This window comes from Gordonibacter faecis (genome assembly GCF_030077735.1).
GTDB classification, from domain to species: Bacteria; Actinomycetota; Coriobacteriia; order Coriobacteriales; family Eggerthellaceae; genus Gordonibacter; species Gordonibacter faecis.
In genome coordinates this window covers 40,288-52,076 of the sequence record NZ_JASJEU010000013.1, presented here as the reverse complement: position 1 = coordinate 52,076, position 11,789 = coordinate 40,288, and the positions used below count along the sequence as shown (strand labels likewise).

General features: G+C 61.6%; 10 protein-coding genes. 1 reads left to right on the top strand and 9 read right to left on the bottom strand.

The annotated features are described in order from the left end of the window. Window positions 1–111 precede the first annotated feature (111 nt). Window positions 112–1,023, bottom strand: coding sequence for a DUF2156 domain-containing protein (locus tag QNJ86_RS06770; RefSeq protein WP_283831847.1), 912 nt, complete (start codon window positions 1,021–1,023; stop codon window positions 112–114). 208 nt (window positions 1,024–1,231) lie between these two features. On the opposite strand from QNJ86_RS06770, the gene QNJ86_RS06765 reads away from it, so the two are divergent. Beyond that, the gene (locus QNJ86_RS06765; RefSeq protein ID WP_283831846.1) at window positions 1,232–2,872 is read left to right on the top strand and encodes a diguanylate cyclase domain-containing protein; all 1,641 of its coding nucleotides are present in this window, start codon (window positions 1,232–1,234) and stop codon (window positions 2,870–2,872) included. Between the two features lie 61 nt (window positions 2,873–2,933). Here QNJ86_RS06765 and QNJ86_RS06760 read toward each other — a convergent pair whose 3' ends face one another. The 8 genes from QNJ86_RS06760 to QNJ86_RS06725 all read right to left on the bottom strand — a co-directional run bounded on the left by QNJ86_RS06760 (window position 2,934) and on the right by QNJ86_RS06725 (window position 11,782). Further along, window positions 2,934–3,779, bottom strand: coding sequence for a DUF4097 family beta strand repeat-containing protein (locus tag QNJ86_RS06760; protein WP_283831845.1), 846 nt, complete (start codon window positions 3,777–3,779; stop codon window positions 2,934–2,936). A 9-nt stretch (window positions 3,780–3,788) separates the two neighbouring features. Continuing rightward, window positions 3,789–4,541: a helix-turn-helix domain-containing protein gene (locus tag QNJ86_RS06755; protein WP_283831844.1), complete on the bottom strand. Its 753-nt coding sequence runs from the start codon at window positions 4,539–4,541 to the stop codon at window positions 3,789–3,791. Between the two features lie 925 nt (window positions 4,542–5,466). Further along, the gene (locus tag QNJ86_RS06750) at window positions 5,467–6,423 is read right to left on the bottom strand and encodes a helix-turn-helix transcriptional regulator (protein ID WP_283831843.1); all 957 of its coding nucleotides are present in this window, start codon (window positions 6,421–6,423) and stop codon (window positions 5,467–5,469) included. A 170-nt stretch (window positions 6,424–6,593) separates the two neighbouring features. Further along, complete coding sequence (locus QNJ86_RS06745) at window positions 6,594–7,133, bottom strand: NYN domain-containing protein (protein ID WP_283831842.1); 540 nt, start codon at window positions 7,131–7,133, stop codon at window positions 6,594–6,596. 3 nt (window positions 7,134–7,136) lie between these two features. After that, window positions 7,137–7,883 (bottom strand): 23S rRNA (guanosine(2251)-2'-O)-methyltransferase RlmB, encoded by a 747-nt coding sequence (gene rlmB, locus QNJ86_RS06740; RefSeq protein ID WP_283831841.1) that lies wholly within the window; start codon window positions 7,881–7,883, stop codon window positions 7,137–7,139. 261 nt (window positions 7,884–8,144) lie between these two features. After that, window positions 8,145–8,675 carry a methylated-DNA--[protein]-cysteine S-methyltransferase gene (locus QNJ86_RS06735; RefSeq protein ID WP_283831840.1) on the bottom strand — a complete coding sequence of 177 codons (531 nt, stop codon included), beginning with the start codon at window positions 8,673–8,675 and terminating at the stop codon, window positions 8,145–8,147. A 65-nt stretch (window positions 8,676–8,740) separates the two neighbouring features. After that, window positions 8,741–10,384, bottom strand: coding sequence for a DNA-3-methyladenine glycosylase 2 family protein (locus QNJ86_RS06730; protein WP_283831839.1), 1,644 nt, complete (start codon window positions 10,382–10,384; stop codon window positions 8,741–8,743). 111 nt (window positions 10,385–10,495) lie between these two features. Next, window positions 10,496–11,782 (bottom strand): radical SAM protein, encoded by a 1,287-nt coding sequence (locus QNJ86_RS06725; RefSeq protein WP_283831838.1) that lies wholly within the window; start codon window positions 11,780–11,782, stop codon window positions 10,496–10,498. Window positions 11,783–11,789 lie beyond the last annotated feature (7 nt).

Below are 11,789 nucleotides of genomic sequence, written 5' to 3'. Positions count from 1 at the left end.
CAATTGCAAGACCTCGCCTTCAAGCAAGTCAGCCCCGTCATAAAGCTAGGGATGGCAGCCACCTCATGGCGAAATAGAAAGCGCGACAGCGCGCCACACTTTATTGAGGACTCATGAGCTCGCGACTGGTACCGCTTGGTACTTTTCTAGAAGGGTGCAGGGTTGGTAGCTTAGTTTGTTTTCTCGGAGGCCGGGGAGGCCCAGGTCTTCTTCTAGGTTGAGGAGCGGGGCGCGGTCTTGGACGGATTGGGATAGCTCTTTTAAGAGAGCGCGCCAGATGTAGCGGTAGTCGAGGTTGCCTTTGAGGACCATGACATCGAAGGCGCCGCCGGGCAGCAGGCTGCCGTAAGCATAGCCTTGCACGACGCCCTTGATGCGCAGGACGATGCCCTCCAGGTCGAGGGCGGCGAAGTGGTTGAGGTCGAGAAGGATTTTGCGGTGCTCCAGTTCCAGGGGGTGCTCGTCAGTGCCGCGGCGGCGGCTGGTTTCGAACCAGGTTTGCTGGAACGCGGCCAGGTCGTCGAGGCGGGCGGGGTCGATGGGCTCTAGTTCCACGTCGTCACCGTACAGCTGGTAGAACTTGTTGGTCTCGCGGCGCTTCTTCGCGAGGGCCGGACCCTTATAGGCGGCTATAACATCGGTGTGATAGAGGTAGTCAGCGAAGGCACGGTCGGCCGAAAACGAGAACGCGCCCGAAAGCGCTTCTTCCAGCAGGACCTTCTCTTCGGGCGAGATGCCTACTAGCACAGCGCGCTCGTCGGCATCGGCGGCGGCAGCCAGCATGCGCTCCACCGTGGCCGGTAAATCAGCGGCCCCGAAGGGCGGGTAGTACGCCACGGCGTTGGGCACTCGGTCGTTTTGGCGCACGTAGAGGACGCCTTTTTCAAGACAGACTTCCGTGCCGTACTTTTCCGTCAGCGAGAACAGGTTCGCGAAACCAAGCGCGGAGTCGTTGCGCCCGAGAGGCTTAAGCACCTGATCAATGGCTTCCTTATCCTCAAGCCGAAGCGTTCTGAAATTCATAGGATATCTGTCCTTGCGTCACCGTTGGTTGAGATTCGCTTTGCGAAGCGTATCGCCACGCACTCCCGCGTTATTTCGACAGCCTAGTGTAGTTGATCTCCCTTTCCCATAATAGCCTTGAATTCGTAACGTCTCACACGGAGCAATAACACCATCCGGGTGGCAAAAGAGGTACAATATCAACCATCCTTTGAAGGAGGGGCGGAGCATGTACCTCAAGTCGCTGCGCATCACCATATTTGGCATCGACCGATCCGTCGAGCAGACGGTGCGCAATTGTGCACCCCTCGATCGGTTCGAACACGTTATAACCGTACGCCCTACGCTCGATGCCGAGGCGTTTTGTCGCTGTGACATCGCCATCATTGACGCGCGCGCACCCGAGGGTGTATCGACGGACGTCGCCCCACTCATACCTTCCATCCACCTTGCGAGCCTGGTCGAGCGACAGCGCGCGTGCTGGTCCGGCTTCTTCCGCGCTGTGGTGGTCATCGCCGACGAGCGCATGGTGAGCACTTGGACGGCCGCTGATTACGAACTCATTGACGTGCTGTGGATAGCGCCGCTCGACGAAGCGCGCCTCGCGTTCGAATTCGCCCGCATCCAAAACGCGGCGAAGCGGGACGCCGATTTAGACCTCGCGCGGCAATACTTGGATACCGCGATCGATTCCATTCCTGAACTGGTGTGGTTCAAGGACGCTTCCGGCTCGCACGTCAAGGTAAACGACGCGTTTTGTGAGACCGTGGGCAAGACGAAAGCGCAGGTGGAGGGGCGCGGCCACTACTATATATGGGACATCACGCCCGACGAGTACGCCCAGGGCGAGTACGTGTGTCTGGAGTCCGAGGAGGAAACCATGCGCGCGCGGCGCACGTGCCTCTTCGACGAGCAGGTGAAAACGAAAGCAGGTATGCGCCAATTCAAAACGTATAAGTCGCCGCTGTTTGACTACGACGGCTCGGTGATGGGCACCGTGGGCGTGGCGCATGACGTGACGAATCTTAGCAACATTGAGACTGAGCTAGAGATTTTCATCAACTCTATGCCCTACGCCGTGGTAGTGCTCGACCTGGAAAACAGGATTCTCAACATGAACGGACACGCCGAGGACTATTTCGCCATCAGGCGCGAAGAGGCCCTGGGCGGGGAGTTTGACCATTGGCGTCGCGTGGCGCTTGGTGATGATGTGGTGGACACGCACGACTTCGCTGACTCAAGCTTTTTCACGGCCACCATCCGCGGGGCGCGCCGCACATTTGAGGTGAATCAGCGCGCCATCAAAGACGTGTTTGGCAACGTCACAGGTCAGCTGCGTATCTATCGCGATGTGACCAACGAGCGCGAACTGGAAGAGCGCGTTGTTATTGCCGCTCGCACCGACTATCTGACGGGGCTCTACAACCGCCGCTACTTCTACGAGTATCTCGAGAAGCAGCGCGACGGCAAGTCCATTACTCTTATTGCCTTCGACCTGGACAACTTCAAGAGCATCAATGACCAGTTCGGCCACGCGGCGGGTGACGAGGCGCTAGTGCATGCCGCCGACACGTTGCGCGAAGCATTTCCCGAGGGCTTTGTGGTGCGCTGGGGCGGCGATGAGTTTGTGGTGGCGCTGCTGGGTGTGGTCGCGTTGGACGAGACGGAGCGCCTGGTGCACGACGTGCTTGAGGAATTTCAGCGTTACTCGGCGGCTGGAGGCTCGTGGAGGCTTGCGGCCAGCGCGGGCATCGCCGCGACTGACGATGCCAGCTTGTCCATAGATGTTCTTATCAAGCGGAGCGATGAGGCACTTTATCAGGCGAAACGGGAAGGTTCCGCCGTGCGCCTCGCCGCGGAAGAAGCGTAGGGCGCGGGCGGGCGACAGGCCGCTGGTGCGCGCCCGCTCGCCTAGCCGCCCGCCGCTGCGCTTACGCAGTTTTGTTCAGCGCGAAGTGGCCGCTGGCCATGCCCACCTTGATATCGGTTTCGCCATTGCCGCACACATACGTATTGTCGCTGCGCATGTCCGTGGAGAACTCGGTGCTGAAGTTGCCAGACGCCTTGTCAACCCGCGCCGTGAAGCCGGTGTCCGCAGGCAGCGACACCGTGACGTTGCCGCTGGCCAAATCGGCGTCGATGGTGTGCGGCGCCTTGTCGCGCAACGTGACTTCAATGCGTCCCGAGGCGGCGTGTAGCCGCGCCTTGTTCGCCACGCTTCCCTCCACAAAGGCTTTGCCACTGGCGACGTCCACCTTCAGTTCATCGGTGGTGAGGCCCTGAGCCTCCAGCTTGCCCGAGGCCAAGTCGAAATCGAAGGTGCGGCATCCGATGTCGGTCACCTGGTAGTTGCCGGACGCGCCATTGATGTCCAGGTCGTCCAACTGCGAGGCGAGGGCGCGCGGCACGTTCACCGTGAGGTGTTTGCTGGTGAACGACAAACACGACATCCATCCGCCGTAGTCCACTTTCAGCGTGTCACCCTTCACGTCCCAGCGCATGCCCTGGGCTTTCGAGATGCCACGGTCGGCCGTTTCCACCAGTTCAATGTCGGTGCCTTCGTAGGGGCGCACGTCCACCGACCCGGCAGCCCAGTCGATGTCGATGGCGCGAATACCTTGCGTCGATACGTTTGCGTTCCCCATGCTTGCTCCTCCCCCCATGCTGAAGCCCCAGCTGGCGCACGCGCTGCCGAACAGCGCAAACCCGCCCAGCAGCAGGGCAATCAACACAATGAGCGTTATCTTTATATAGGATGATGTGGTGAGTTTGGTCATGATGCTCCCCTACCCCCGGCGCTCGTGGTCGGCGCGATAGTTGGGATCGTTTTCGATGATGCGCGCGATCCAATAGTACAGCGGAATGGTAAGGAATATGAGCCATGCGGGATGCCACCAACCCGTAAAGAAGCCGGAGAGCAAGAAGATAATCACGCAGAGGATGGGGTATGGGAACGTCAGCCAGGGGCCACGCTTGCGTTCGGGAGCGACCGCCGGCTGCGGCGCTGGTTGCGCATAAGGTGCGTAGGGTTGTTGGGGTACGGGCGGAACCTGCGGCTGAGGCGCGGGCTGGGCGGGCTGCGGCATCGGCTGTGCCGCTGATTGAGGTGCGGCGGGCGGAACCTGAGCGTGCGCGTGCGCCTGTTCGGCGGTGGCGCGAGCCTGCGCCGCAGCGACGGCCGCTTGAGCGGCGCGTACCGCGGCCTCGTTGGCGCGCACTGCGGCCGCTTGCACTTCGGCTTCCGCGGCGGCGGTTTTGTCCTGCTCTTCGAAGCGCGCGTCGTCCTCAAGGTCGGCGATGTTTTCATCCACGCGAAGCAGTTCATCAACGCTCACGCCATAGAGCTTGGCGAGCGCCACAATATTCCCAATGTCGGGCGACGACTCCGCCCGCTCCCATTTCGACACGGCTTGGCGTGACAAGCCCAGCCGCTCGGCCAACTCCTCCTGGCTATACCCCTTCTCGCGTCGCAAAGCAGCGAGGCGCTGGGCAATCTCGACGTTCATGAACGATCCCTTTCTCGGCGTCGTGCGGGTCATGTCGACCCCTTTCTCGATCCCCAGCCTACGGTTTCCCCGCAAGTTGCACCAGCACGTCTGGTTATCATTTTACGCAACCGTTGGTTGCCTATGCGTGTGAAATGGGATTTTATGAGAAAAGGCACTGCAAAGAGTTGCAAGGGATGTTCTCCTTCAAGCCCCGTCAGCCCGCGTCATAAAATAAGGAATGAGGAAAACTCGTGGCGAAATAGCCAGCGCGATAGCGCGTCACACTTTGTTGGAGCGATCGCCCACCCATCAGAGGTAGATATAGTAATGGCAGTCTGACAAAGAATTCGGTCAAAAATGGCAGGATTGCGGGTTTGTGTACGGATTTGAGCCTTCAAAAACTGGTGTAGAGTATGCCTCCAATAAAGAAACGCCTGTTCGCCTTTTTCTTGCGCCTTTTCGAACTCGTTCAATCCGTACACAAAGGGGCTTTTTGCGCCAGTTGTCGCTGTTCTCTTTGTTAAGCCTCATGAAAATCTCGTCGACTCTTGCCATTGCGCTGCCTGGGACAAAGTGTGACGCGCTTCGCGCTACCAATGACGCCAAGATGCAATGTGCCTCCCCACTATTATGACGAGGGCATGTTCTTCTGCGACTAACGTACCTGTTTGGCCGCCCTCGTAGGGACGCTCTCCAGAGCGTCCGCTCCGCCGCAGGCGCAGAATACAGCCTTGACCTGCATTTTCGCGCTTCGCGCGAACGGCGCTTCCCTAAAGGGACTAGGCGCTGCGCGCCGTCGCTGTAGCATCCCTACGAGGGTTGTCTCGACTGCAAGACCTCGCCTTCAAGCCAGTTAGCCCGCGTCATGAGGTAAGGAATGCGAAAAACTCGTGGCGAAATAGCCAGCGCGATAGCGCGTCACACTTTTGTCTGTCAGGTCGACCGCGATAACGCGTCGCGCTGTGCCACGCCAACTTTAGGACAGGCGGTAGTCCTCGAATGTGCAGTGCGCCATTGTGAGAGAACCGTCGCGAAGGGTTGCATTCAGTGTTGTGCCTTCAATATGGAGGATGGCGAAGTGGCCGCTGCGTGTGTTCAGCACGAGTTCGTTGAGGTGTGGCGCAGCGGGTAGGTTTTCGAGCGGCAGCGTCACAGCGAGATCGTTGGCGGGGGCATCAGGATCATCCCAGCCGCGCGTGTTGCCAGCCCACACTTCCAGCGTTGTGCCTTCAACCCGATAGTTCCCCATCTTCGTGTTGTCAGGGCTATGCTCCTGAATGTCCACGATGCCGTCGGCTGAACCAGCACGCATTTCCACCTCACCGGCCGGCCAGTTCACTACCACCCGCTCAATGCCCGCGAAAGCCACTTCGTCTTCGAAGGTGCCCGTGATACCCAGCATGTCGGTGACGTGAGTGTGCGGGCCCGTGAGCACAAACCAACCAGCCGCGCCAATAAGGGCGAACACGACAACCAGCGCTCCTAACGCAGTGAGATACCGCCGATGCAGCAAGCGGACAGAAGGAGAAGGCGTATCATCGGCGGGTGTATCGGAAGCTTCTTGCTGGCAGGGCGAATCGGGCGCCACAGAGGCGTCATCACCCCCACTAACTGCGCCGAGTGCGCCAGCTGCGACATCTTCCACCTCGTAAGTCTCATGAGGCCCATCGAGTACAGCAGTTGTCGCGAGCACCCCGGCTTCTCCCGACACACCGCCAGCCGGCTGATCACCAAGCGGGCCCACCAGTTCATCAAGCGTCACGCCATAGAGCGTGGCAAGCGCGATGAGATTGTTGGTATCGGGCGAGGACTCGCCGCGCTCCCATTTGGAAACCGCCTGACGCGACAAGCCGAGGGCGCGCGCCAAATCCCCCTGAGAGAGGCCGCGGCGGCGACGCATCTGGATAAGACGATCGGCAACGTCGTAAGTCATAAGGATCCCCTTCCGCGCTTCCGGTTCGGCGATGCAGGAATAATTCGAAAGCTACCCTCTATCCTACCGGGTTGCCAGCGCAGTGCGCCAGTAATTCGAGTGCGCACTTTGACAACTTCAAGTTGTCAGGCTGCTGATCTGCGGAAAGTGCGGAAGCCGCGCGCCTGGGCTTACCGGGCGGCGTCGCGCAATGCTTTTAGTTTGGCGAGGGTGGCGGGGTCGATGCGGGAGGCGACGGTGTTTTTTTCGGCCACCTTGGGAGTTTCGTCGAGGCGCACGTCGTCGTAATAGCGGTCGACCTCGCGGGAGAAGCCGTCGGCGCTCATGCGATCCACGCCGAAGCCGAACACGGTGTCTTGAATGGTGGCGTCGCTCGTGACCACAAGCGTTTCCACCTGGCGCTCGCGCGCGTCGTGCGCGAGCTTTTCGATAACCTTGTCGGCCGACTGGCCAGCTGGAGAGAACATGATGCGCACGCCACCCACACTTTCGGCCTGCCCCGTGGAAAACGCGTTGCGCGCGCCATCGAACACGATAATGGCGCGCCAATCCCGCCCGGCGTAGTTCACCACGTCGTTCACCAGCGTCTCGCGCGCCGTGTTGAACGTGTCGTCCGTGTAGTCGGGCCCCGCGATTTCGCGATAGCGGCTGCCCGAACGCAACACGTTATACCCATCCACGAGCAACAACTTTTTCCGCTGCTTAGCCATGTCCTAATAGTTCTGCCTAAGCCACTCGTACATGCAAGCCGTGGACGCTTGCGCTACGTTGAGGGATGCCACTTCGCCCATCTGGGGGAGTTTCACCAAAAAGTCGCAGCTTTCTTTCACCACGCGAGACAGGCCTTCTGCCTCGTTGCCCATGACGAGCGCAATCTTGCCCTTGAGGTTCGCCTTCCAGATGACGTCGTCGGCCTGCTCGCTGGCGCCTGCCACCCAGAAGCCGCGCTCCTTGAGGCGCGCCATGATCTGCACGAGGTTCGGCACCTGCGCCACGGGCATGTGCGCAATGGCGCCGGCCGAGCTCTTGTACGTGGAAGCATCCACGCGTGCGCTGCGCTTGTTGGGGATGACCAGGCCACACGCGCCCACCGCCTCGGCGCTGCGGGCGATGGCGCCCAGGTTACCGGCGTCGGTCAGGTGGTCGAGGATGACCACGAGCGCTCGGCCGTCATGCTCGTCAGCGTAAGCCGCGGCGGCCGCTTCGATTTCGGTGATATCCACGTAAGCATGGGGCTTCGTCTCGGCCATAACGCCCTGGTGGCTGCCGCGTTCGGACTTTTCGTCCAGCTGCTTGCGCGGCACCGTTTGCACGGGCACGTCGAACCGCTTCGCCTTGCGCAGGATGTCCTCCACCAGGCTGTCGCGTTTCGCGTTGTCGGCCAGAAGGATGCGCTTGACGGGCACCTGCGTGCGCAGCGCCTCAATGATGGGGCGTTTGCCCTCGATGTAATCTGCCATGGGTTGTATCGCTTTCCGCAGCCGGCGCGAGGCCGGTTCTTTGCGCGTTCGGGTTTCTGTCGATCGGTCAGTGTACCACGGGCGGCGTGCCGAGCCGCGCCGGCGCACAGCGCCTCGATAAAAACTGCGTCAATCGCGCGGGCGTCGCTTGCGCAAACGGCGGAGTATATGCGGGCGCCTTCGTGCAGGAACACGCCCGCGACAAGGCGTTTCGCTCGGCCAGACTCACGTAGGGCAACCTGATGAGCGAGTGACATGCTGCTACAGCGCCGTGCCCTTCGTGGGAATTTTTAGTTTGTCGACGTCGATGCCCTCCAGTTTCAGCAGGGCGATCTTTTTTTGCAGGCCGCCCGCGTAGCCCGTCAGGCTACCGCCGGAGCCTACCACGCGGTGGCACGGCAGGATAATGGAGATGGGGTTGTGTCCCACGGCCCCGCCGACGGCGCGCGCGGAGGCCCGCACGCCCGTGTCCTCAGCCATGCGATGCGCGAGTTCACCGTACGTGGTCAGCTGGCCGTAGGGGATTTCGGCCAGAAGCCGCCACACGCGCTGGCGAAATTCCGTGCCGCGCGGGTTTACGGCTGGCAGCGGACCGGGGTCGGCACCTTCGAAGTAGCGCGTAAGCCAGGCGCGCGTTTCGGCGAATATGGGCAGGTCGGAGTGCTGTTCCGTCTCGCCCAGCGTGGACTGGAAGTACTTCTGGCCCTCCATCCACAAACCGACAAGCGCTTCTCCGTCGCTTGCGATGGTGATGGGGCCAATGGGGGTGTCAAGTGTGTCCAGGTAATCCATGGTGTTCCTCTCGATTGGGGTGGGCTGAGTGGGCGCGGGCGCGGCGGTTCGCGAGGGAGGCTGGCTCAGGTGGTCGGCCGCATGCTCCCTTCCGCTTCTTTCGCCACCTTCTTCTTACGACGCGGCGTGGCAGGTTTCTTGGGCGGCTCTTCGTGGGGTGCGCACCAGAGCGACATGACCGCGTAGGAGCGGAAGGGGCTCCACGCTTCGGACAGCCGCGCGATGTCGCGGGGATTGAGGTTGGGGAATGCTTCGCGTACGCCCAGGTCGGACGAAGGGAAGCCATCCGGGTAGCCATAGGCGCGCATGAGTAGGTACTGCACCGTCCACTCGCCGATGCCGGGTATGGCGGCGAGCGCGCGGGCGTTTTCACCCAAGTCAGCGCCGGGGCGCAGGTCAATTTCGCCCGCCACGATGCCGCGCGCGAGCGCGCAGATAGCACGCGCACGCTGGCCGATGACGCCCAACTCACCCAGCCGCTCGGCGGCATCGAACGTGCAGAACGCCTCAGGCGGCGGAAAAGCCGTAGTCAGGGACGCGTTCGGCACCTCAGCTGGCGTACCAAACACACGCGCCACGCGCCCCGCCAGCGTACCAGCCGCCTTCACCGTGATCTGCTGGCCCAAAATGGCGCGCACGGCCATTTCGAAGCTGTCGAAGCAGCAGGGCAACCGCACGCCGGGAATATGACGGCTAGCTGGCACGCGCGCATAAAAGTCCGACAGGCCAGCCTCCACAGCGGCGGGCACGCAGTCGGTGTCGAAAAGCCGGCGCACCCGCGCCACCACCAGCGGCAGGTCACCGAATAACTCGGGCGACACCGTGAGCGCCAGGCGATTGCGCGCCGGCTCGTCGACCACCTGAATCCAACCGATGCGCGGCTTCGCATCAGGTCTCTCTCCATCGGCGTCTAGTCGCACGACGCGCGCGTACACCCCGTCTTCGACCGCCTCCACCCCTTCGATGGCGCGTTTACGCAGGAAATCCAGCAGAATGTCAAACCGATACGGCGGGCGATACCCCACGTGGAGCACAATAGGCCCCTCGGCGGCACGCGGCGCGCCCTCCTTTGCGCGTGCTCGAAAGTGCGTGGGAGGCATGCGATAACGCTGCGAGAAGGCATCGTTAAAGCGACGTACCGACGAGAACCCGCACGCGAACGCCACGCGCGTCACCGGCAAATCCGTGTCTGTGAGCAGGCTTTTCGCTAACAGAAGACGACACGTGGCACGATATGTCGCCGGCGTTACGCCGAACGCGCGCTCGAACAGTCGGCGTAGCTGGCGTTCGGACAATCCCAGTTCACGCGCCACCTCAGCGATGCGAGCCGACCCTACACCCTCGCGGATGAGTTCAGCGGCACAGCGAACGGCGTTCTCGGTATCGGGCGCGACGGGTGCGCCCGGCGCAAGTTCCGGACGACACTTCAAACAGGGACGAAACCCCGCAGCCTCGGCCTCGGCCGCCGTCTTGAAGAACACGCAGTTCTCACGCTTAGGCCTACGAGCAGGGCACACGGTGGCGCGGCAATAGATGCCCGTCGACTTCACCGCGACAAAGAACAGCCCATCAAGCCGCGCATCATGGGCGCACAACGCCTCCCAGCACACATCATCAGAAGGCAATGTCGTCCCGGTAAACGACGCCACCTCAACCGGGGCAGCCGCCTCGTCCTGCTCCCGTCCCGCAGCAGAAACGTTGTCCACCATGGCCACTCCTCCCTGTACGCCACCCGTCAACGCTCTCCCCCATGAAACCACACCACCCGCAACTACGCTAGCCATTTTCGGACATCCAAGTAGAAGCCAAACCCGAGGATTCTATCTTTCGTCGTTTTCCCCGAGTGCTAGTTTTAGTTCGCGGACTACGAGGGTGGATTTTTGGTGTTCCACTACGTTCCAGGAGTGGGCTACCAGGGCGCCGGTGGCGCTGACGATAGGGGTGGCTTGGGGGTGGAAGGTGAGGCAGGTGTTGTCTTCTTCCAAGGTGAAGGGGCGGTTTTGTGCGCGGAGGGCGGAGATGGCGCGTTCCACGTCGCCGTCGAAGACTTTCGCGGTGTGGTAAAAACAGTCCTCGCCCAATTCGTAAAGAGTGGGGTCCAGAGTCACGGCGCGGTTTGCTTGGAGGATTTGATCGCGGTTCTTGTTGTTCAGCGAGCAGTAGTGCACACCCAGATGAAGTCCCTCGTCAAGGGCGTATTCCACCAGCGTGAGGCACGCTTCCTCGCTGCCGGCCACGGGCAGACCGCCCGCGTAGCCGTAGTTGTACAGCACGTCGAAAGGCGGGTTTGCAATGGTAAGGCCGCGGCGGGCGAACTCGTCCCAGTTGCGGAAGGGGTAGCAGAACTCCAGCAGGTTGATGCCACGCACGCCGCGCTCGTCCAGTTGGACAAGCAGGCGCTTCATGCGCTCGAGCGTGCCGGGCACCACGGGCATCTCCACCATGACGTCGGGTACGTAACGTCGCGCCAGGTCAATGGCAGCAAGCGCTTGTTTAACAGCGGCTTCACCCTCGTCCAGTTTCACGCTGAAACGCACTTCGCGCAGCCCCGCGCCTGCAGCGACAGCGCAAAATGCCTCGTCCAGGCCGATGCCCGACGTGTACAGACGCAAGTGCGCGTCGGGGGCCAGTTCGTGAGCCCGCCGGAAGAACGCGAGCGCTTCGTCGGGCGCGAGCAGGGGCTCTCCACCCGTCAGGCCCACGTGCGTGACAGCCGTCTCACGCACAAACGCTTCAAGGTCCTGCCGCCACGGGGTATCGTGGCGGCAGTGCTCTTCGAAATCGGCCTGGTTGGGGTTGAAGCAAAAGTAGCAGTCGCGCGTGCACCGCAAGTTGATGTAGAACGTGCGACTGCCACAATCGCCCACACACGCGGCACACGCGCTGGAAAGGAAACCTATCGACACGCTGGCGCCGCCATTCATGAAGCGCACGCCGCGTTCGCGCAGCCGTTTGCGCAGGGCGCGCACACGGTCGGCACCTTCGTTGCGTGGCGCAAAGGTGATACCCGTCGCCTCCAAGGCGCTCAGGTACTCGCGCTCGATGGCGTCGTATTCGGCCAACCATGCAGCCAGCGTTGGCCGCAGCGCGACTTCCTTTTGCGACACTTCAGGC

Coding starts and splice junctions, on each gene's coding strand:
- QNJ86_RS06770 (WP_283831847.1), bottom strand. CDS start 1,023: ATGAATTTCAGAACGCTTCGGCTTGAGGATAAGGAAGCCATTGATCAG.
- QNJ86_RS06765 (WP_283831846.1), top strand. CDS start 1,232: ATGTACCTCAAGTCGCTGCGCATCACCATATTTGGCATCGACCGATCC.
- QNJ86_RS06760 (WP_283831845.1), bottom strand. CDS start 3,779: ATGACCAAACTCACCACATCATCCTATATAAAGATAACGCTCATTGTG.
- QNJ86_RS06755 (WP_283831844.1), bottom strand. CDS start 4,541: ATGACCCGCACGACGCCGAGAAAGGGATCGTTCATGAACGTCGAGATT.
- QNJ86_RS06750 (WP_283831843.1), bottom strand. CDS start 6,423: ATGACTTACGACGTTGCCGATCGTCTTATCCAGATGCGTCGCCGCCGC.
- QNJ86_RS06745 (WP_283831842.1), bottom strand. CDS start 7,133: ATGGCTAAGCAGCGGAAAAAGTTGTTGCTCGTGGATGGGTATAACGTG.
- rlmB (WP_283831841.1), bottom strand. CDS start 7,883: ATGGCAGATTACATCGAGGGCAAACGCCCCATCATTGAGGCGCTGCGC.
- QNJ86_RS06735 (WP_283831840.1), bottom strand. CDS start 8,675: ATGGATTACCTGGACACACTTGACACCCCCATTGGCCCCATCACCATC.
- QNJ86_RS06730 (WP_283831839.1), bottom strand. CDS start 10,384: ATGGTGGACAACGTTTCTGCTGCGGGACGGGAGCAGGACGAGGCGGCT.